Origin of the sequence: Pantoea sp. IMH, from assembly GCF_000599885.1 — a bacterium.
Lineage (GTDB): Bacteria > Pseudomonadota > Gammaproteobacteria > Enterobacterales > Enterobacteriaceae > Erwinia.
On sequence record NZ_JFGT01000007.1, the window covers coordinates 256,003 to 276,212 of the forward strand.

General features: G+C 54.0%; 15 protein-coding genes and 1 pseudogene. 9 read left to right on the plus strand and 7 right to left on the minus strand.

Features of this window, described 5'->3' with window-relative positions; genetic code table 11:
* Positions 1-323: 323 nt before the first annotated feature.
* The 4 genes from nhaA to EA20_RS0119275 form a co-directional block, all read right to left on the minus strand.
* Positions 324-1,505 (minus strand): Na+/H+ antiporter NhaA, encoded by a 1,182-nt coding sequence (gene nhaA, locus EA20_RS0119260; RefSeq protein WP_024968391.1) that lies wholly within the window; start codon positions 1,503-1,505, stop codon positions 324-326.
* Positions 1,506-1,723: 218 nt separating this feature from the next.
* Entirely contained in the window at positions 1,724-2,851 is a 1,128-nt protein-coding gene (locus tag EA20_RS0119265) for an MFS transporter (protein ID WP_024968392.1), read from the minus strand.
* Positions 2,848-3,396, minus strand: coding sequence for a TetR/AcrR family transcriptional regulator (locus EA20_RS0119270; protein WP_024968393.1), 549 nt, complete (start codon positions 3,394-3,396; stop codon positions 2,848-2,850). Before EA20_RS0119270 ends, EA20_RS0119265 begins: the two co-directional genes overlap by 4 nt.
* Positions 3,397-3,841: 445 nt before the next feature.
* A complete protein-coding gene (locus EA20_RS0119275) occupies positions 3,842-4,462 on the minus strand; it encodes a LysE family translocator (protein WP_024968394.1) in 621 nt (206 codons plus the stop codon).
* Positions 4,463-4,683: 221 nt separating this feature from the next.
* Between EA20_RS0119275 and EA20_RS19930 the strand changes: the two are divergent.
* Positions 4,684-4,851 (plus strand): annotated as a pseudogene (locus EA20_RS19930) (RidA family protein); the annotation flags it as partial.
* Here the strand turns inward: EA20_RS19930 and EA20_RS20685 are convergent.
* Complete coding sequence (locus EA20_RS20685; RefSeq protein WP_081772602.1) at positions 4,777-5,208, minus strand: trans-aconitate 2-methyltransferase; 432 nt, start codon at positions 5,206-5,208, stop codon at positions 4,777-4,779. The pseudogene EA20_RS19930 and the gene EA20_RS20685 overlap by 75 nt on opposite strands.
* 307 nt (positions 5,209-5,515) lie before the next feature.
* Between EA20_RS20685 and EA20_RS0119285 the strand changes: the two genes are divergently transcribed.
* From EA20_RS0119285 to EA20_RS0119305, 5 genes are all read left to right on the plus strand, one after another.
* Positions 5,516-6,400 (plus strand): ROK family protein, encoded by an 885-nt coding sequence (locus EA20_RS0119285; RefSeq protein ID WP_024968396.1) that lies wholly within the window; start codon positions 5,516-5,518, stop codon positions 6,398-6,400.
* 246 nt (positions 6,401-6,646) lie between these two features.
* Positions 6,647-7,117, plus strand: coding sequence for a DUF2243 domain-containing protein (locus EA20_RS0119290; RefSeq protein WP_024968397.1), 471 nt, complete (start codon positions 6,647-6,649; stop codon positions 7,115-7,117).
* Between the two features lie 12 nt (positions 7,118-7,129).
* Entirely contained in the window at positions 7,130-7,933 is an 804-nt protein-coding gene (locus tag EA20_RS0119295) for a cytochrome c oxidase assembly protein (protein ID WP_235192679.1), read from the plus strand.
* A gap of 221 nt (positions 7,934-8,154) precedes the next feature.
* Positions 8,155-8,574, plus strand: coding sequence for a VOC family protein (locus EA20_RS0119300; protein WP_024968399.1), 420 nt, complete (start codon positions 8,155-8,157; stop codon positions 8,572-8,574).
* A gap of 370 nt (positions 8,575-8,944) precedes the next feature.
* Positions 8,945-9,268 carry an EthD family reductase gene (locus EA20_RS0119305; RefSeq protein ID WP_024968400.1) on the plus strand — a complete coding sequence of 108 codons (324 nt, stop codon included), beginning with the start codon at positions 8,945-8,947 and terminating at the stop codon, positions 9,266-9,268.
* 209 nt (positions 9,269-9,477) lie between these two features.
* Here EA20_RS0119305 and hemB read toward each other — a convergent pair whose 3' ends face one another.
* A complete protein-coding gene (gene hemB, locus EA20_RS0119310) occupies positions 9,478-10,455 on the minus strand; it encodes a porphobilinogen synthase (protein ID WP_024968401.1) in 978 nt (325 codons plus the stop codon).
* Between the two features lie 292 nt (positions 10,456-10,747).
* Here hemB and EA20_RS0119320 point away from each other — a divergent pair, with 292 nt between their 5' ends.
* From EA20_RS0119320 to EA20_RS0119340, 3 genes are all read left to right on the plus strand, one after another.
* Positions 10,748-12,097: a sodium:proton antiporter gene (locus EA20_RS0119320; RefSeq protein ID WP_024968402.1), complete on the plus strand. Its 1,350-nt coding sequence runs from the start codon at positions 10,748-10,750 to the stop codon at positions 12,095-12,097.
* 644 nt (positions 12,098-12,741) lie between these two features.
* Positions 12,742-15,621 (plus strand): autotransporter outer membrane beta-barrel domain-containing protein, encoded by a 2,880-nt coding sequence (locus EA20_RS0119330; protein ID WP_024968403.1) that lies wholly within the window; start codon positions 12,742-12,744, stop codon positions 15,619-15,621.
* Positions 15,622-15,893: 272 nt separating this feature from the next.
* A complete protein-coding gene (locus tag EA20_RS0119340) occupies positions 15,894-18,095 on the plus strand; it encodes a bifunctional diguanylate cyclase/phosphodiesterase (RefSeq protein ID WP_024968404.1) in 2,202 nt (733 codons plus the stop codon).
* Positions 18,096-18,267: 172 nt separating this feature from the next.
* Here the strand turns inward: EA20_RS0119340 and EA20_RS0119345 are convergent, their stop codons facing one another.
* Positions 18,268-19,788: an aldehyde dehydrogenase family protein gene (locus EA20_RS0119345; protein WP_024968405.1), complete on the minus strand. Its 1,521-nt coding sequence runs from the start codon at positions 19,786-19,788 to the stop codon at positions 18,268-18,270.
* Positions 19,789-20,210: the final 422 nt, after the last annotated feature.

Below are 20,210 nucleotides of genomic sequence, written 5' to 3' on the forward strand. Positions count from 1 at the left end.
ACGGCTACTGTTTTTATCCCTGTCGATACGTTAGCCCAATTAATGATATTCAGACGTATGACTGCTTATTGTGCGCAGGATAAATATTCAATTTGCCTTAATTCCGCTCATTAGCGGTAATCATCGCAGCAGAGGGATAAACTTTATAGGGCGTTACCGGCGCTCGCTTTAAATTCATCCACCCCACGCGGGCGATGTACACCATGATGAAAAGATCCCGCCTTATAACCGGCAGAATACGTTTAATTCTGCCCTGAAATTTAGGCTTTTCGCTTCGCCGGTAAAAACCCCGGGGGCCGGGGTTTCGATAAACCGTCAACGCATCAGCGGGCTGTCGGTGAAGAGGAAAACCGCAGTATCAGCATGCCCATCACCCCGGCAATGATGGAGCCAGCCAGCACGCCAATTTTCACCTCATCAATCAGCGCCGCACTGCCTGCAAACGCCAGATTGCCGATAAACAGGCTCATGGTAAAGCCGATGCCGCACAGGACCGACACGCCGTAAACCTGCATCCACGAGCTGTTATCTGGCCGTCTGGCCAACCCAAGCAGGATGGCCAGAAACGACAGGCCGAAGATGCCAATCTGCTTACCAAAAAAGAGACCCAGCGCCACGCCCATAGGAACCGGCGAAGTCAGATCGCTGAGGGTGACGCCAGCGAGTGATACGCCAGCATTGGCGAAGCCAAACAGGGGAAGCACCAGAAACGTCACCCAGGGGGCAATACCATGCTCCAGCCGATCCAGCGGCGGCGTTTCACTCCCGGTTTTTCCCTGCAACGGGATGAAAAACGCCAACAAGATACCCGCGATGGTCGCATGCACGCCGGATTGCAGCATAAAGAACCACAGCGCGCAGCCTGCCAGCAGATAAGGAAGCAGCCTGGTCACCCCTTTCCGGTTCATGATAAACAGGATCAGCACGAGGAACGCCGCGGCGGCCAGCATCAACACGTCAATATTGCTGGTGTAAAACAGTGCGATAATCACCACCGCGCCCATATCATCCAGGATCGCCAGCGCCGACAGAAAAATCTTCAGCGACGTCGGCACGCGGCTGCCCAGCAGAGCCAGTACGCCGAGGGCAAAGGCGATATCGGTCGCGGCAGGGATAGCCCAGCCGGAAAGCGATTCGCTGTTACCGGCGTTAAGGCCAAGGTAGACCAGCGCAGGCACCGCCATTCCTCCCACTGCCGCAAAGCCTGGCAGTGCGCGCTGGCTCCACGTGGCCAGCTGCCCGACAAGCAGCTCACGTTTAATTTCCAGTCCCACCATCAGAAAAAATATGGCCATCAGGCCGTCGTTTACCCAGTGTTCAACGGAAAGCCCGCCCGCCTTGTATTTCAGCATCCCTGCATAACCTTCGCTGAGCGGAGAGTTAGCCACAACAATCGCGGCGGCAGATAAAAGAATAAGAATGATGCCGCCAGCACTGGGCGAGCTGAAAAAGGTTAAAAGCGGGCTTGCGGAATTTTTGTCACGCGGTGTGGAATGTTGTGTCACGACGCCTCCCTGTTACGGTAAGAAGATAAGATCCAGTGTTCTTCGGTAAAATTTTTCGTTGTGCCCTCTCACCAGCAACGATTGGGCACCCTTTTACAACTAACTCTATGAAAAATTTTGCATTTAACACTTATTGCAATGTGTGTAATTTTAACACACCAGGGCGTTCGGACGACTTGAGAGGGGTAAATTCAGGTAAAGGTAAGGCGCTCAGATCATTATCTCTGACGTGGCGCGATAAAAGCGGCAACGCAGGCGACGAACGCGAAGATGAAAAGCGCGGTCATCCAACCGATGGAGGCAAGTAAAGCGCCAAAGAGCGGATTACCCACCGCCTGCCCTATCGCCACCGCCAGAAAAGGGATGCCTAACCCCAGATCGGCACGATCGGAAAGCAGTCCTGTGCCCTGAATCAGATAAACGCCGGTCGACACAATATAGGCCGCACCAAACAGGCTTACGGCGAGAAAGCCATAAAGTGCAGAGAAAGATGCCATCACCAGCCCCGCCGTTGCCGCCGCCATTGCCAGCAGGGAAAAGAGATGTACCGGCCGGGGACCAAAGCGGTTCGTGAGCATGCCGGTCAGGGCGCCTGCCAGGCCAGCGAAGCCCAGCGCCACCCACACCAGCGCGACGGAAGTGTCCGTAAAGCCCGCGTTATCCCGCAAAATGTCCGCGCTGAAGGTCCAGATAGCCGCGCTAGAGATCCCCATTAAGAAAGCGCTCAGGCATAGCGTCACCAGTCCGGGTCGTTTCAGGAGGGAGAGCGAAAAATGGCTGCCGGCAGCCGCGTTCAGATGACGGGGAAAAGTGAACCACAGCCATAGCGTAACGGCGGCTCCCAGCAGCGCGAAAACAAGGTAGATTTCCCGCCAGGAACCTACTGCCAGCCAGGCGGCTATACCGGAAAGTACAATCCCGGCTGCCGTGCCTGCGTTAATCGTTCCGTTCGCTTTGGGCTGGTTTTGATGATCAAACTGACGGGAGACGGCGAAAGCAAGCGGCGGTGACGTCAGCCCGGTGCTTAACCCCGCCAGCACGATGCCGGCACCCAGCACCCACGCGGAGGCTGAAAGTCCAATCAGCAGCATGCCCAGCGTGGCGCTGAAGCCTGCCAGCAGAGCGATGAGCCGTGGATTGATTTTGCCCGAAGTCAGGAGCGCGAAGCTGATACCGCAGCAGTAGGCAGCAAAAGCGCTGCCTCCGATAAAACCTGCCACGGTCAGAGTGATGGAAAGATCTTCCCGGATCTGCGGGAGCAGAAGTCCGTAAGCAAAACGCGCAAGGCCGTAGGAAAGCGCGGTAAGCGAAAAAGCGGCGGCGACGAAACTGTTGCGGCTGTTCATCCGTTACGCCTCCCGGCAGCGGCAAGCAGCAATAGCGCCGCGTCCCTCGCCTGATCAATAACGGCCACCGTCGCCAGACCGGCTGCCGCTGTGGCGCCCTCAAATAACAGCCAGATCTGGTTGGTCAGTACCTCATCCTCCTCGCCCAGCGCGATCCGCACACGCCTGGCAAGCTCAGCGCGAAACGCACTTTTCTGTCCGTTTACCAGCGAGACAATGTCAGGATTCGCGCAAGCATATTCGCTGCGCGCCCGCAGCAACATACAACCCTGAGTACCATGCCCGGCCATCCAGCCTCGCAATGCCTCAAAAACGCCCCCAACAGGATCCTCATCGCTGTATTCCGCTGCAAGCTGCGCCATAAAGGCGCTGTGCCTCGCTTTCAGCACAGCCAGTACCAGGCCGTCGCGGGAGCCAAAATGCTTGTAGAGCGTCCGCGTCGAGACGCCGGAAGGGGCAATTACACGGTCGATACCGACGCCCCGGAAGCTCTCCTGATCGAACACCTGCATCGCGCTGGCGATTATGTCGTTTTGTTTTTTCATTCCTGAATTGTAAAACGATCGTTTTACTTGTCAAGCCGGGTTCGGACACAGACGGTGAAAACTTGTGTGCCGTACAAGCGATTACCACGCTTTAACAGCGACGAAGTCTGTTTTATCGACGGCCTTATTTTCGGCTGATTGTCAGAACGAAATCGCCCGTTCCTGTCCATTTGTCACGCTTATCAAGGAAGGGATAAAAGAGCAGCAGTCCAGTGAGTAAGGGCGGTACTGTGAGGAGCAAACGGGGAAAAACGGCTGAAAGGAGAAGCTGAAGCACACATTAATAGAAAAAAAGTCCGGCAGAATGACCAGACGCTGAACAGCAGTAACGACTGTTAGTGATACTGCCGGATGCGATCGCCATTGCATCACGGCGTCAAAAAACCTGAAAGCCGGAACAGAAATAGCACCGGATAATCGTTTAATTCAGCTAACAGTCCTCTTTTTAGCGCTGACTTAACGCAAGCCTCGCCGCAAATAACATAAAAACGCCGCCGGTAATACGATCCATCCATTTGACAACGGAAGGCACTTTCAGCACGCCTTGCGCGTAACCTGATGCCAGTATCAAGAATGATGACCAGAGTGTGCCTGTCACAACATGAATGGCGACCAGCAGAAAAGTCCAGATCACAGGCGAATGTCCGGCGGGAATAAACTGAGGCAGGAAAGAAACATAAAATACGCCGATTTTGGGATTGAGCACATTACCAAGCATGCCTCTTAAAAACCAGTTATGTGAAGCCGCTGGCCGGGCCTGATCTGCGGTAAAAGCCTGACGTGGTCTGATAAGCAGTTGCAGTCCCAGCCAGCAGAGATAGGCCGCACCACAAAATTTAAGAAGATCGTAAGCCAGTTCAGAAGCGGTCAGTAAGGCGCCCAGCCCGAAAGCAACCAGCGCCGCCCAGATGAAACAGCCGGTATTGATGCCGAGTGCCGCCTGGAAGGCTTTTTTTCTGCTCTCCACCGTCACAGTGCGCAGGATGAGCGCGGTATCAAGCCCGGGTGTCAGGGTGAGAAGTAAGGCGGCAAAAGTGTAAGCCAGCAGAGAATCTGTAACAGACATTTTTCTCTCCGAAAACGTGAATTCTAACCAGAATGCGGCTGATAATAAAACGCTACAGCATAAAAATAACCTGGTGCGCGTAGCACCGTTCCCTTCAGCTCTTCCTTTTCAGTCTCCGGAACATTTCTGATAGCCAGCCCGGCTGCTATGATTTCTCTTTATCGGGAAATGTCCAAATAACGGGCTGAAAGTGCGGCTTATAATGCAATAAGGATGGCGGTGTGAATAAAATAGTCCGTAAAAATTATCCTGAACTCGGTGAGGTTAAGGCGCCTTACGTTCACGCAGTAAAGCATAATAATACCCTCTATATTTCAGGCCTGACGGCTTTTGGCACCGCCGCACAGCAGGCTGGCATGGCTGAGCAGGCGGAGGAAGTTTTCCGCCAGCCAGACCGTGCGCCCACCGCATTCTGGATCTTCAACGATGTGCCGGATACCCCGAAAGTCCGATTGTTGCAGCAGAGCCTGGTACTCATCAGCCGCGAGGCTGGCGTGATAAAGCGGCTCCCCCTGAAACGCCCCAATGGCTTCGCCATCGGCAGGCCCGGTGTTGAACATCAGCCACGCGCCATGGCGGGCATGCGCAGCAAAAACTGTAAACATCCGCCGCTGATCGGCGCGGGTAAGGTGAAAAAAACTGTCCCAGGCGAGGATGCCATCGAAACGGCGCTTAAAATCTAACCTGCGCATATCTGCCACCGGCCAGTCGTTATCCGGAAACTTTGCCTTGCAGCGGGCAATCATCGCAGCGGAAGCGTCAATTCCCGTGACGGGAAATCCCCGCGTAATTTCTCCCGTAAGCCAGTGTTAAATAAATCGGCTTTATTGCGAAGCAGAATTTTTTCTGGATGCGGATGCGGAACGGGCTATTTACAGGTAATTCACTCTCAGCCCTGTAAAGTTTAAAAATAACCAGCACATTTACACTTATTTAATTAACCTGTTTTCATTAAGAACAGGCTGATAGTCGTAAGTAATCTCGCTGCGCGACAACTTGTTCTATTAATCAGACACTATAATCTACTTACTATTATCACGCTGGGTAAACATTATGGACATTGCGGCTTTTGATATTGGCGGGACCTCGTTAAAAATGGGCATCACTAACGCTCAGGGAAAGATTTTAAAAAGTGATAGCGTGGATATTGCCGGGCAACCCCGCGAAAAAATCCTGCAAGAGATAATGAACTGGCTGAAGAGCAATTCGCCCTGCGCCGGTATCGCAGTAAGTACGCCGGGCTACGTCGATTCTGAAACAGGTTTTATTACGATGGGTGGAACCATCCCTGAATTTGACGATTTTCATCTGAAACAGTGGCTGGAAGAGAAAACATCGCTGCCCACCAGCGTGGAAAACGATGCGCACTGTGCTCTGCTGGCAGAACACTGGTTAGGAAAAGCGAAGCAGCTTAATGATTTTCTGATGTTGACTATCGGCACCGGTTTAGGCGGTGCCGCATTTTGCAACGGCGCCCTGATTCGCGGTAACCGCAACCGCGCCGGGGAGTTTGGCTGCCTGCTGACGTCACGTCCCAAAGACAGCGATATAGCGCCTCATACCATGGGGGCCCGCTGTACGATGACCGCGCTGCGGGAAAATTACTGTCAGCGTACGAAAAAATCCACCGATGAGATAAGCGGCAAAGATGTGTTCGATGCGTTCGATAATGATGACGCGGATGCCAGAAAAGTGGTGGACGAGTTTTATGACGATCTTTCCGCCTGCCTCTATAACCTTGCCAGCGTATTTGATCCACAAACCATTTTTATTGGTGGTGGTATTACCGAACGGGAGTCCTTCCTGGACGAGCTTGCCGGGCATCTGGAAAAATATGATATCGATATCCGTATTGAAACCGCCACGTATGGCAACGATTCCGGCATGCTGGGCGCATCCTGTCACTTTCTGCAAACCCAGCAGGTGAGCGAAAAATAATCCGGCAACGCGCCACGACTGGTCCCGGCTCCCGGGCCGGTTGTGGCTTCCCTCCTCCCTGACGTCACGCAAAAACGGCCTTTGCTGCGCGCATCGCCGAAAACGGGAAAGCTTTATAAGCTATTCAGTCACTAAAACAGCAATCAGCGTGAAAACCGCACCGTTATAATTGAACTCCTGTTTGTCTCAACTACTGTTATTTATTAGCTCTGCTTACAGATAACGGACTACCAACAGGAGAATGCTGTGTCCTCTGCTCACCCGACAAAAGACCTGCGGCGCTCAATGCTTGCCGCACTCCCGCTTGGCATTGGCGTGATGGCCGCCATTGATGAGATTGTCTTTCACCAGATACTGGCTTGGCACCATTTTTTTGACTGGTCCACGCCCATGTTCGGCCTGTTTTCGGATGGCCTGCTCCATTCCGCCGAGCTGATCCTCTTCGTGCTCGGTTTTTTTATGTTTAACGAGCTGCGAACGCGAGGCGCGCTGGACAAGACCTCGGCAAAAGCGGGGTTTTTTCTCGGGATGGGCGGCTTCCAGCTTTTTGACGGCATCATCGATCATAAGGTCCTCAGGCTGCATCAGATTCGCTACGTCGACAATATCTTGCCTTACGATCTGGTTTGGAACGGTTTTGGCCTCCTGCTGCTGCTGATCGGTTTCTTTTTCCTGCGCCGTTCACGCGCGACCGTACGTTATGTGGCCGGGAAATAAATCATGGAGCATATGGCACATCATGGAAGCATGGAGAGCTCAACGTTGCTGCTGGTGTTACTCGTATTTCTGCCTGCGCTGCTGCTTTGCCTTTATCTGGTTGCCGCCGTGCGGCTGCGTCAAAAAGCCCGCTGGAGCCTCTGGCGCATCGCAAGTTACACCAGCGGCACAGCATTAATCATTGCGGCGATGCTGCCGCCGCTGGCGGCGTGGGCGCATCAGGATCTGCGTGGTCATATGGTTCAGCATCTGTTTCTTGGCATGTTCGGCCCGCTTGGCCTGGTTTTTGGCGCTCCCGGCACCCTCTTGCTGCGCAGCATTCCCGCCCGGGCCGCACGCCGCATGATGGACTTTCTTAAGATCGGGCCGGTCCGGTTTCTGATTCATCCGGTAACGGCGGCCATGCTCGATATTGGCGGGATGTATCTTCTCTATCTGACGCCGCTTTACCTTTACTGTATGACCCATCCTGGGATGTTTATTTTTCTCCATCTGCATTTTGTTATCTCAGGTTATCTCTTCACCTGGTCCATTGCAGGTCCCGATCCCGCGCCACGCCGCCCCGGCTGGATAACCCGTCTGACGGTGGTTTTTGTGGCGACCGCCGCTCATGCGATCCTCGGAAAACTGATGTTCGGTTATGGCTATCCGCAAGGCACACCGGCCACGCTTGCTGAAGTTCAGAGTGCGGCACAATGGATGTATTACGGCGGCGATCTGGCGGAGTTTTTACTGATCGTCGGCTTCTTCGCGATGTGGTTTCGGCACAAAAACAGGCTGCCGGCAGCATTCGTGGGTGAAAGCGCCGTGCGATAAGCTATGAAGGGTCACGAGGGAATCTCCAGGCGTCTCGTCACCACGCGGCCCGCTTAATGCGTTGAATCAGCGTCCTGTTCGCAGGCATGAACCAGCCAGCTGTGTCAGCTTCACCAGTCAGCGAGCGCGCTGGGCTACAAGTGAAACGGCGCCTTATCGTCAATGCGTTTCAGTTTTCTGCGAGCGACGGCGCGAAGAATAAAACGGAACAAGGATCGCAAATGAGCAATGGGAAAGAGATCTACTGGAACCCTATGGTGCCTGAACTGACCGTAATGGACTTCCCTGCGTCTTTGCATTTTTACGTCGAGGTGATTGGCTTTAGCCTGATGATAAGACGCCATGAGCCGGAATTTGCCTATATCTGTCTGGGCGAGGCGCAGCTGATGCTTGAACAGTATCATGCACAAGGATGGAACCCGGCAGAGCTTGAGCGCCCGCTGGGACGCGGGATAAATTTCCAGATTGAAGTGGATGATGTCGCGCCCCTGCTGGCGTGTCTGCAGACGCATAACGTTCCGCTCTACCGTGATGTTCGCGATAACTACTACAACACGGGTGATAAGGAAGCCTGCCAGCGAGAATTTCTGGTTCAGGACCCGGACGGTTACCTGCTTCGCTTCAGCCAGTACATAGAATAAGGAGAGTAAAGGCTGGACGCGACGATGTGTACGGCACTTTTAGTATGTTGTAATTAATCTGGCCTGTTTTGTCTCACCGGTGGGGATTGCGCTATAAACCCAGGGGGGAATCCGCTTCTCTGTTCCGGTTTAGGGGAAACACACCGCGCATTGATGCAACTGTGCCCGGTGATTTCCTGTAACGCCGCAGCTTACCTCGCCAACACCAGAAATCAGGAGCATATGAAAACCGAAGCTGCATTAACCCGTTTAACCAGCAATAGCTTATCCCTGATATCAAGCCGACGTCTCACAGGCTCAGAGCGCTAATCCTCCCGACGCGGCGCTCGCTATACTGTTATCGCAACTGAATCTCAGCAGAGGACATATTTTGATTAAATACAGCGTAATGTATCCGAACATTGAAAACGGCACCTTCGACCACGATTACTATCGTGACGTGCACCTTCCTCTCATCGAAAAACGCATGGGTGATTACTGCCTTGCCTGGTCGATCGATAAAATCACCACCACGCCAGGTGAGCGTCCAGCGCCCTACGTTGCCGGCTGCCATATTTTCTGCGCATCGCTGGAAGATCTGGAAAAAGGCATGGCGGAACACGCTGACGAGCTGGTTGCTGATGTCGCCAATTTCAGCAATATCACGCCGGTAAAATGGCTTTCTGAGGTCGTGGAATCCACCGATCCGCGGTGATAAAAGCCAGTCGGGGCTGATTCAGGCGATGAATCATCTCAAAGTGAAGGGAATCGCGGCTGGGAAGTAAAACGTCCCGCGCTATCAACGGCGCGGGACGAGCTATCAGGAAGGATGCCTGGCGCGTCTTTACGATCGCTCTGGACTGCCTGCGCAGAGCGGCGCTCAGCAAACAAAATCGCGCTTCAGCGCTTTTTTACCCGACAGGCCTACAGCAGCTTTTTCTCTGCCAGATCGAGCGCAAAGTAGCTGAAAATCAGATCGGCACCGGCACGCTTAATGGCGCCAAGGCTTTCCAGTACCACATCTTGCTCGCTGATCGCCCCTGCCTGCGCAGCAAACTTAATCATCGCGTACTCTCCACTCACCTGATAGGCGGCCAGCGGCAGGTTGGTGTGCTCACGCACGTCGCGAATGATATCCAGATAAGCACCGGCCGGTTTTACCATCAGCGCGTCGGCGCCCTCACCCTGGTCGATCAATGATTCACGAAGCGCTTCACGGCGGTTCATCGGGTTCATCTGATAGGTTTTACGATCGCCTTTCAGTGAGGTTCCCGCCGCTTCACGGAATGGACCGTAGAACGAGGAGGCGAACTTAGTGGAATAGGACATGATCGCCGTCTGGGTGAAGCCGGCGGCGTCCAGCGCCTGACGGATCGCGGCAACCTGCCCATCCATCGCGGCAGAAGGCGCAATGAAATCGGCGCCGGCACGCGCGGCGGCAACGGCCTGCCTGCCTAAGTTGACCAGTGTTGCATCGTTATCCACGCCATGATCGTGCAGCACGCCACAATGTCCGTGCGTGGTGTATTCACAAAAACAGGTATCGGACATCACGATCATTTCCGGCACGGTCTCTTTGCAGATGCGTGACATCCGGGAAACCAGACCATTCTCCTGCCAGGTATCGCTGCCATCCGCATCCGTATGATGGGAGATGCCGAAGGTCATAACGGAACGGATCCCGGCTTTCGCAATACGTTCGATTTCATACGCCAGCCGCTTTTCCGGAATGCGCATCACGCCCGGCATAGCCTGGATCGCTTTGTAGTCATCAAGGCCCTCCTCAACAAAGATCGGCAGTGCCAGATCGTTAATGCTCAGGGAGGATTCCTGAAAAAGCGTGCGGAGCGATGGGGTCTGGCGCAGACGTCGTGGACGCTGACTGAGAGAAAAAGTGGACAAGACTACCTCGATTTAGCAAAAAATCACCGGCCAACAGGCGTTCGCGATGACAAAAAATGAGTCTGCTAACAGTATACCTCTGAAGAGGTCATGACAATGCTTGCCGCCTGAGCGGGCGGTCAGAGGGCACAGAAAGCGTATTGCTTCTGCTGCCAGCGGCGAAAACGGATGTATCAGGCAGGCTTATCCCCCTTCCGCACAAGCAAGAATGTGCTTTTCAGCGCGGCTATCCGGTACAACGCCGAGATAGCGTCCATACTGTTAACGCAAAAAACAGAGGAGTGAAGTAAAAATGGGTTTTCTTGGCTGGACCGCCGCAGTAGGCGGATTGCTGTTAATAATGTCGCTGGCATCCGGCTGGATTAAGCGCGGCCCGATCACGGTCTTTGCCGTGTATCTGATCACGGGCGTGATCTGCGGCCCCTGGGTGCTCGATCAGCTCCGCATCGATATTGCCGCCCATGCGGAACTGACCAAAAACCTGACCGAAATCGCTATGGCCGCCTCGCTGTTCATTACCGGTCTTAAACTGAGGCTGCCGCTGAAAAGCGCTGGCTGGAAAACCGGGCTGCGGCTGGCATTTCCCGGCATGCTGCTGACGGTGGCCGGTGTGACGCTCGCCGCCCATTACCTGTTCAGCCTGCCCTGGCTGATGTCGCTGGCGTTTGGTGCCATCGTGGCCCCAACCGATCCGGTGCTGGCCAGCCTGATTTCCGTTAACGACGCCCGGGATAATGACAGCCTGCGCGTTTCCCTTTCCAGCGAAGCGGGCCTGAATGATGGCACGGCGCTGCCGGTGCTGATGCTGGCGATGCTGCTGATGACCAACCCGGATGGCTTCACGCTGGCAGCTATCGGTCACTGGGCGCTGATTGACGTGCTGTGGGCGATCCTGGGCGGGCTGGGCATCGGTTTTATGATGGGTCGCTTTGTCGGCCAGTACATGACCCATTTGCGTCATGCGCATCAGGATGTGGCACCTAATGATTTTCTGGCCCTGGCGCTGATTGCGCTTTGCTACTCCCTCGCTCAGGAGCTGGACGCGTCGGGCTTCCTGGCCGCCTTCGCTGCGGGCGTCGGGCTACGCTGTGCTGAAATCCGGGTGACCTACCGCCTGCCTGCGGATAACTTTTCGGACAGCGAGCACCGCCCACCGGCGGAGATCATGATTAATCCCCATATCCGCCATCAGGAAGGAGAAACCAGCCCGGCCAGTTCCGCCGGCCTGATCGTCGGTGATGCGCTCTCATTTGGCGATACCGTAGAACGGCTGCTGGCTGCCATCATCATTATCGTGCTGGGGGTTACCCTGGCGCAGCACTGGGATCCGCAGGGGCTGTTGATGGCCGCCCTGCTTTTTGTGGTTATCCGCCCGCTTTCCGTCTGGATCGTTACCATGGGGACAAAGACGCCGCCAAGGCAGCGGCTGGCGCTGGGCTGGTTAGGGATACGGGGCATCGGCAGCATTAACTATACCGCCTGGGCTTATACCCATGGCCTTGCCGGAGAGGACGCGACGCGGATAGCCAATATGGCGTTTACCCTGGTTGTCGCCAGCGTGTTGATCCATGGTATTTCCGTTACGCCGCTCCTTAACTGGCGGGAGGCAAAGCTGGCGGAGAAAGCGCAAAAAGTAAAGTAGTCCTGAGCGGAAGCGAGCCCGCAACGGGCTCTGCTTCAAATAAGTGCTATCTGTAATGTGAGGTTTCAGACAAGTTGTGATGATACGGTGTTATTGCACCTGCTGAGCGTTCCCGGCAAACCTATTACGACGTAATGCAGGTGATTATTGTCTGGGATTTCTGATTTTGTTTTCTGTTAAATGCACACCGTAAGTTTCCGCTAGTATATCAGGGGCTGCGCTTAAGTCTGGCAAGGTACTGGCATTAAGTTACACTTTCCGTTAATTAATAAAATCGCCCTTCCAGATAACCTGTTAACGGCCATCGACAACTTATTTATTAATCATTTTAAAGCCATTCATTCAATAAATAAGCACATCGATGCTGATGCGGGCACCCCTTATTCCTCAGGTGAACAGAAACAATAACAAACATGAAACACGCAACCTCATTTGAGGTAAAAAAATGGACGCCAAAACCATAAAAAATAATGAAGCACATTTTATTCCTGCTAAATTACACCCAATCTCGTCTTATCAACCAGCCCCCCTCACTCAGGGCTGATTTCATAAATATGGATAATGTTTTGATGTTTACAGGGAGCGTTTTGTAAATGAAGAGAATAAACAGGAATTGTTTAACGCCGCTGGCGGTACTAATAAGCATGACGTTAAGCGGCACGGCTGCCGGTGAAAATATTGGTAGCCAGTACGGCACCTCTATTGTGCTGAACGATGGTGATGTGTTAACCGGCGATAGCCTCTATTCGGGGGGACTCTATGGCATAATGAACCCCTATCCTGATACAGGTAAAATAGCGCTGGGAAAACACTCTGTTATCAATGTTACTGACGAAGATAACTATGCAAGGGGTGTGATTATCTGGGGGCGTAATAGTACGCTGAACGCAGACGATCTTGAGGTCAATGTTAGCGGCGATCGGGCAAACGGCATTAATCTTATTGGCAGCAAAGTTATCGCTGACCTGGGGACGGGAAGCCGCATAAATGTGACGGGAACCGGTGATAGCGTCGCCTCAGGTATCAAGGTTGAAGTCGGTTCCTCTCTGACAGCCGATCGCTTATCCATTACGACTAAGGGGTATAACGGCATTGGGCTGGCGGTGGAAAATGGTGGCAGCAGCGCTGACCTGGGAACCGGAAGTATCATTACCACCAGCGGCAACCACAGTAACGGCATTCTTGTTGATGCGCTTAACGGTCCGTCAGCGGGTTCCCTTTCAACGTTAAAGGCGGATCAGTTGTCTGTCACCACGCAAGGTGAGTTCTCCTATGGTATTGAGCTGCAGGAAAATACGGCCGCGGATTTAGGATCAGGTACTTCAGTGCTGACCTCGGGGGCTGGCGCGACAGGTATCTTCGGCATGGGCGAATTATCTGCCAGCAACTTAACTATCGCGACTACCGGTAGCGAAGCCATTGCTCTCGAAATACGTCTGAAAGGCGTTGCCGATATCGGAGCGGACAGCCATGTCTCCTCAGCGCAGGCAGGCGGGATAGTTGCCAGCGGTACCCATGCTGTTATCAATTATTCAGGTACGGCTGACAAACGTAATACGATTACCGCTGGCGGCTCTTATGCGGCCTCTGCGCAAACTTCCACGTCACAGGTGAACCTGGCTGAAACCGATATCGTCAGCCAGAAAATGGGCCTGTGGGCGATTAACGGCGGTACCATTACCGGTAATAACCTCTCCATCGATAACGCATCACCCCAATACGCCGCCGTCTATGCCATGACCAACAGCGAAGTTGATTTAACTGGCGATACCACCATCACCGTCCCTTTCTCTGATTACTACGCGCTTGCCACGCAAGACGATGCCGGTTATGCCGCAAGCCGCATCAAGCTGGAGGGTAAGGTCAATATGAAAGGGTCGGTTTATGCCGACGGTGGACAAATTGATCTGACGCTGACGCCCGGATCCGTTTGGGAAGGAAGCGCCTTTAGCAACGGCGTCAATCAGGGCTATTTAAATGCAAGCTTAGATGACAGCTTATGGAACGTCAGTGCAAATTCAAATCTGGATCTTTTAGCATTAAATAACAGTAGCGTTGACTTTACTCACCCCTCATCGAGCGCTGAGGGTTTCACAACGCTAACGGCCGCGGATTTGCAGGGTTCGGGTAATTTCAACATGCGGGTCGATCTTGTGGGTGAAGGCGACGGCGTCAATAACAGCGGTGATAAACTGGTCGTCACCAACAGCAGCGCAGGTAATTATACCTTGTCATTTGCCAACCAGGGCAGCATGGCGACAACGGGTAATGAAACGCTCACTGTCGTCGAAACCGCTGACGGTATGGCGAATTTTAAAGCCGCTTCGGATGTTGAACTGGGAGGATATCTCTACACGGTGCATAAAGTCGGCACTGACTGGGCGCTCTATTCATCTGGTGTTGCGCCTGAGCCAACGCCTGCTCCGACACCTGAGCCAACGCCTGCTCCGACACCTGAGCCAACTCCTGCGCCGGCGCCTGAACCAACCCCTGCTCCAGCGCCTGAGCCAACCCCTGCTCCGACGCCTGAACCAACGCCTGCTCCAGCGCCTGAGCCAACCCCTGCTCCGACGCCTGAACCAACGCCGGCACCGGCAAATGGCGGAAATACTATTACTACCACTGCCGATGCTGGTGCCAATTTCCTGCATGTCGGTTATCTGTTGAATTATGCAGAAACGCAAACCTTACTTCAGCGTATGGGCGATATTCGCCAGAGTAAAAATAGCGGCAACGTCTGGCTGAGAGGCTTTGGAGGTAAATTTGACTCTTTTCCTGGCGGCAAACTCAGCCAGTTCAGCATGAGCTATAGCGGTTATCAGTTTGGTGTAGATAAAAATATTGCTGAGGATCAGAATCTGTTTGCCGGGCTGTTTATGGGCGCAACGACTGCCTCACCCAATTATCGTGGCGGTGACGGCAGCGCAGAGTCTCAGCATTTTGGCGCTTATCTGACCTGGGTTGCCGACAATGGTTTTTACATTGACCAGCTGATTAAGTTCGATCGCTTAAGTAATCAATTCAGCGTGAAGGACAGTCAGAATAATAGCGTGGCGGGTACAGGCAAAACCTCAGGATTCAGTGCTGCCATTGAAGCCGGAAAACGCTTTAGCTTCGCACCTGATAATCAAGGGTTCTATCTGGAGCCACAAATGCAGTTAACGGCAGGTAAACAAAAAGGGACGGAAATCAAAGCCAGCAACGGTCTCAGGATCTCATTTAAAGATTACGATTCTGTTATTGGCAGGGTCAGCGCGCTTGCTGGCTACAGCAGCGATACGGAAGCAGGCCAGCTCAATGTCTATTATAAGACAGGGATCGTACGGGAATTTTCGGCGAATACCGAGTACAGACTTAACGGTTCGCCGGAGAAGAACGATTTCCGGGGTAACTGGTGGAATAATGGCATTGGCGTCAGCGCCAGCCTGAACAAAACCCACAATTTTTATCTGGAGGCCGATCTCTCAACCGGCCATCGGTTTAATCAACGCCAGGTGAATGCAGGTTACCGTTTTTCATTCTAACCAGTATCTGCTGCCCTGCCTTTACGGGCAGGGCAATCTGAGCCTGCATGGCTCACGCCTCTCCTCTGCAGCCTTAACCGAATAAGACAAACCGCCCACTTCTCCCGTCAGCACTGTTTTCCAACCTGGCCCGTGTCTCTCGCCCTGCACTGCCCTTTTTTGAAGGATATCGTGCAACCCCGCAAAGACCAGACAGAATCAGCAAAGGGTTTTTATGCTAGCCTCAAAGAGGATGAAAGCAGCGCGGTACGCGCAGAACGGATTGATAAAAAATGAAAATAACCGACAACTTCCGCACGCATTTTATGCGCGAGATCCTTCTTCCCCTTGTGGTGGTGCTGGTTATCACATTCATTGCTGCCGGTTTTACCGTTTTCTGGGCAACGGCAAGGAGTAATGAGGATGCCGCTGCCCAGCAGCAGCAGATTATTCAGACCTCGCTGAGGCAGAGCCTTGAGGAAATGGCTGAGCAGCACCGCAGCCTGGCGCTCTGGCTGCCGCTCGGAGAACATCTGGCCCGGGCGCCGGACAGGAACTGGCTGAATCAAAACGTGGGCGCCTGGCTCTCGGCCATGTTTGGCCACCAGCTGGTTTACGTGCTGGATCGGGCAGGTCATCCGCTCTATCAGTGGGAATATGGCAAAAATGTGCCGCCTGCCCAGTTTGCGCACTTACGTGAATCAGTCGCGCATTTACGCAGTAAATTCAGTATGACGGACACGAGACCCCAGCAGGCGATCGATTACACGTTGATTGATAATCGCCCGGCAGTGATGGTGGCGGGAACTATTGCGGAGAATGCAGCGTCACCCGGGCGCTTCACCCTGGTCAGCGTAAAATTCCTCGATCGCCACAATCTGGACTCGCTCTCCCAGCGCAGCCTGCTTAACTCACTTCGTTACGTGGACGGCAACCCAACTCGCCAGGGCGCCAATTACCTGCTTACCACTCAGGAAGGCCAGCCTCTCGGCTATCTTGCCTGGCAACCCGACAGGCCTGGTACGCGTATGCTGCATGTGCTCGGCCCGCTGGTTTTCATCGTTGTGCTGATCATTGTGTTGATCTGTGCCGTGATGTTGCGCCGTCTCTGGCTCTCTTCACTGACGCTTTCCCAGTCTTTACTCCAGCTGAGCGCCAGCGAGGCGCAGGCGCAGCATCTGGCGTTTCACGATGTGCTGACGGGCCTGCCGAACCGCGCCCTGGTGGAAGAGCGGCTGACTCAGGCGCTGGGCAAGCTGGCGCATCACGACCAGCACATTGCCCTGCTATTGCTGGACCTCGATCGCTTCAAGCTGGTTAATGATACTTACGGACACCATGCCGGGGATGAGTTGATTATTGAGGTGGGGCACCGGCTGAATGAACTGGTGTCGGAAAACGATACCGTTGGCCGTCTGGGCGGCGATGAGTTTGTGGTGGTCGTTACCAATATCCATTCGCCCGGCGGCGTCCAGGCGCTGTGTGAGCGGATCATCGCCGCCCTTTCCCTTCCCTTTACCCTGCTGGGTAGCGAAACCTGGATCGGGGTGAGCATTGGTGTATCGATGGCACCGCAGGACGCAAGCGATCGCAGTGAAATGATGCGCAAAGCGGATATTGCGCTTTATGAAGCGAAAAGCCAGGGGCGCGGACAGTACCAGCTGTTTGAGCGAGCCATGGATGAATCGTTAAAAACGCGTCAGCAGGTTGCCTCCGATCTGCGGATAGCGCTGCAAAACAAACAGGATCTGGCGGTCTACTATCAGCCGCTGATGGATATTTCAGGCAAAAATGTGGTCGGACTTGAGGCACTGATGCGCTGGAATCACCCCGTGCATGGTGCCATTTCTCCCGCCGAGTTTATTCCCCTTGCGGAGGAGATGGGGCTGATCATCCAGATAGGTGAATGGGTGCTGCGTGAGGCGTGCCGGGTATCGCTGGCCTGGCCTGCGTTGACCATTGCCGTCAACGTCTCGCCGCTGCAGTTCAGGGCCGCCGGTTTTGTCGAGCGGATTAAGACCATCGTGGCGGAGGAGAAAACGCTGCCGTCACGTATTGAGCTGGAGATCACTGAGGGCGTGCTGATTGAGGATGAAAAAGGCGCTCAGGATATTATGGCCAGCCTGCGTGAAGCCGGGTTTCGCATCGCGCTGGATGACTTCGGCACCGGCTATTCCAGCCTGAACTATCTCAGCCACTTCTCCGTCGATAAGATCAAAATCGATCGCTCCTTCACCCAGTCGCTGGGCATTACAGAGAATTCAGGCGCCATTATTGAATCTGTGATCAGGCTGGGACAGGCGATGGGGCTGACGGTTACCGCAGAAGGGGTGGAGACCCGAGGCCAGATGGCAGCACTGGCTGAGGCGGGCTGCAATCAGCTTCAGGGTTATCTTTTTTCTCAGGCGGTACCGGAAGCGCAAATCAGCGAACTGCTCTCTGGTGGTAATACACCTGACAGGACGCCGCAACCTTTGCCGGGAAAAGCGGATTAAGCTGAGTGTGAAAGAGGGGAACGGGCCTGGCCGTAAAACGCAAAAAGCACCGTTCCGGATTATCCACCCTGCTCTTCCCTGTCACGGGGCGTTTTACTTTCAGTTGCTTATTCTGTCGCTAAGGTGAGTCAGTAGTCTGACGGACCGCTGAAAGCGGTCCGTCAGGAGTGACTCAGAAAAAGCCCAGCGGCTGAACGCTGTAGCTGACCAGCAGGTTTTTCGTCTGCTGATAGTGGTCCAGCATCATCTTATGGGTTTCACGGCCAATGCCGGATTTCTTGTAGCCGCCGAAAGCCGCATGTGCCGGATAGAGATGATAGCAGTTAGTCCAGACACGGCCTGCTTTCAGCGCACGTCCGACCCGGTAAGCCCGGTTGATGTCGCGCGTCCAGACGCCTGCGCCCAGGCCATAAATCGAATCATTGGCGATAGCGACAGCTTCCGCCTCATCTTTGAAAGTGGTAATCCCGATCACCGGCCCGAAAATCTCTTCCTGGAACACCCGCATGCTGTTATTCCCTTTCAGCAACGTTGGCTGAATGTAGTAGCCGGTAGCCAGTTCGCCCTCCAGCTTCTCAACGCCGCCACCGGTCAGCACTTCCGCGCCTTCCTGCTGTGCAATCTCAAGGTACGACAGGATTTTATCAAATTGCTGCTGAGACGCCTGCGCGCCAACCATCGTGTCGGTATCCATAGGATCGCCACGTTTGATGGCTTTTACCCGTTTCATCACGGCCTGCATAAAGGGTTCATAGATGGATTCCTGCACCAGCGCACGGGAAGGACAGGTGCAGACTTCTCCCTGATTCAGAAAGCCCAGCACCACGCCTTCCGCTGCCTTCTCAATAAAAGAAGGCTCAGCCTGCATGATATCCTCAAAGAAGATGTTGGGTGACTTGCCGCCCAGCTCGACGGTTGACGGTATCAGGTTTTTCGCCGCCAGTTCCAGAATATGCCCGCCGGTGGCGGTGGAGCCGGTAAAGGCGACTTTAGCAATGCGCGGATTACCCGCCAGCGCTTCGCCCGCTTCCCGGCCAAAACCGTGAACAACGTTCAGCACGCCCTGCGGCAGTAAATCGGCAATCAGCTCCACAAACAGGGTAATGGAGAGCGGCGTCTGTTCCGCCGGTTTCAGAATGACACAGTTCCCCGCACCCAGCGCCGGCGCCAGCTTCCAGGCCGCCATCAGCAGCGGAAAGTTCCACGGAATGATCTGCGCCACCACGCCCAGCGGCTCATGGAAATGGTAGGCGGCCGTAAACTCATCGATCTCCGCCGCCGATCCTTCCTGCGCGCGCAGACAGCCGGCAAAGTAACGGAAATGATCCACCGCCAGCGGCAGATCCGCCGCCAGGGTTTCACGTACAGGCTTGCCATTATCCCAGGTTTCGTTGACGGCGATATATTCCAGGTTCTCTTCAAGTCTGTCGGCGATTTTCAACAGTATCAGCGAACGGGCCTGAACGGAGGTTTTACCCCAGGCTTCCGCTGCTGCATGGGCGGCATCAAGCGCTTTTTCCACATCCTCCTGGTCAGAACGGGGGAAGTCACCGATAACGGAACCATTAACCGGTGAGGTGTCAGAAAAATATTGCCCGTTAACCGGCGGCACAAACTCACCGTTGATAAAATTGCCATACTGCGGCTTAAGCACAATCAGTGATTCATCGCTGCCTGGATATTCATAACGCATCATTATTCTCCTCTGGGATTAGCCCGCACAATCACAACAATGCATTAACCTTTAATTAACACATTCGATAGCGGTGAGCATGTCAGAGGGACGCGTCAGAAACTGTGAGCCAGCCAGAAGCCGCAGAAAAATTCACGTAGTTTGTGAGCTGTCGCACAGACGGACAGCATGAGGAGTCAGTCGTCATGCTTCTGACAAGCCAGAAACATGACGACTTGACGGGAAGGAGGAGCGCGTAGCCGGCGCAAAAATGCACCTGAACGACGCAATGCAATAAAAAATTTCCATGCTGAGAAATCATAATTCCGCCGTTATCCCCAGGCAGCGCAACGGTTCAGCGGAAAAAAATCCCGCCATCTGGCGCAAAAAGAGCGGAAATCATGCCATCATAGAAAGGTGATATAACGCACATAAAAGGACTG

Excerpts from the sequence above, each read along its gene's own strand:
- EA20_RS0119265 (WP_024968392.1), bottom strand. The coding sequence starts at position 2,851 with ATGAACAGCCGCAACAGTTTCGTCGCCGCCGCTTTTTCGCTTACCGCG.
- EA20_RS0119270 (WP_024968393.1), bottom strand. The coding sequence starts at position 3,396 with ATGAAAAAACAAAACGACATAATCGCCAGCGCGATGCAGGTGTTCGAT.
- EA20_RS0119275 (WP_024968394.1), bottom strand. The coding sequence starts at position 4,462 with ATGTCTGTTACAGATTCTCTGCTGGCTTACACTTTTGCCGCCTTACTT.
- EA20_RS20685 (WP_081772602.1), bottom strand. The coding sequence starts at position 5,208 with ATGATTGCCCGCTGCAAGGCAAAGTTTCCGGATAACGACTGGCCGGTG.
- EA20_RS0119285 (WP_024968396.1), top strand. The coding sequence starts at position 5,516 with ATGGACATTGCGGCTTTTGATATTGGCGGGACCTCGTTAAAAATGGGC.
- EA20_RS0119295 (WP_235192679.1), top strand. The coding sequence starts at position 7,130 with ATGGCACATCATGGAAGCATGGAGAGCTCAACGTTGCTGCTGGTGTTA.
- EA20_RS0119300 (WP_024968399.1), top strand. The coding sequence starts at position 8,155 with ATGAGCAATGGGAAAGAGATCTACTGGAACCCTATGGTGCCTGAACTG.
- EA20_RS0119320 (WP_024968402.1), top strand. The coding sequence starts at position 10,748 with ATGGGTTTTCTTGGCTGGACCGCCGCAGTAGGCGGATTGCTGTTAATA.
- EA20_RS0119330 (WP_024968403.1), top strand. The coding sequence starts at position 12,742 with ATGACGTTAAGCGGCACGGCTGCCGGTGAAAATATTGGTAGCCAGTAC.
- EA20_RS0119340 (WP_024968404.1), top strand. The coding sequence starts at position 15,894 with ATGAAAATAACCGACAACTTCCGCACGCATTTTATGCGCGAGATCCTT.
- EA20_RS0119345 (WP_024968405.1), bottom strand. The coding sequence starts at position 19,788 with ATGCGTTATGAATATCCAGGCAGCGATGAATCACTGATTGTGCTTAAG.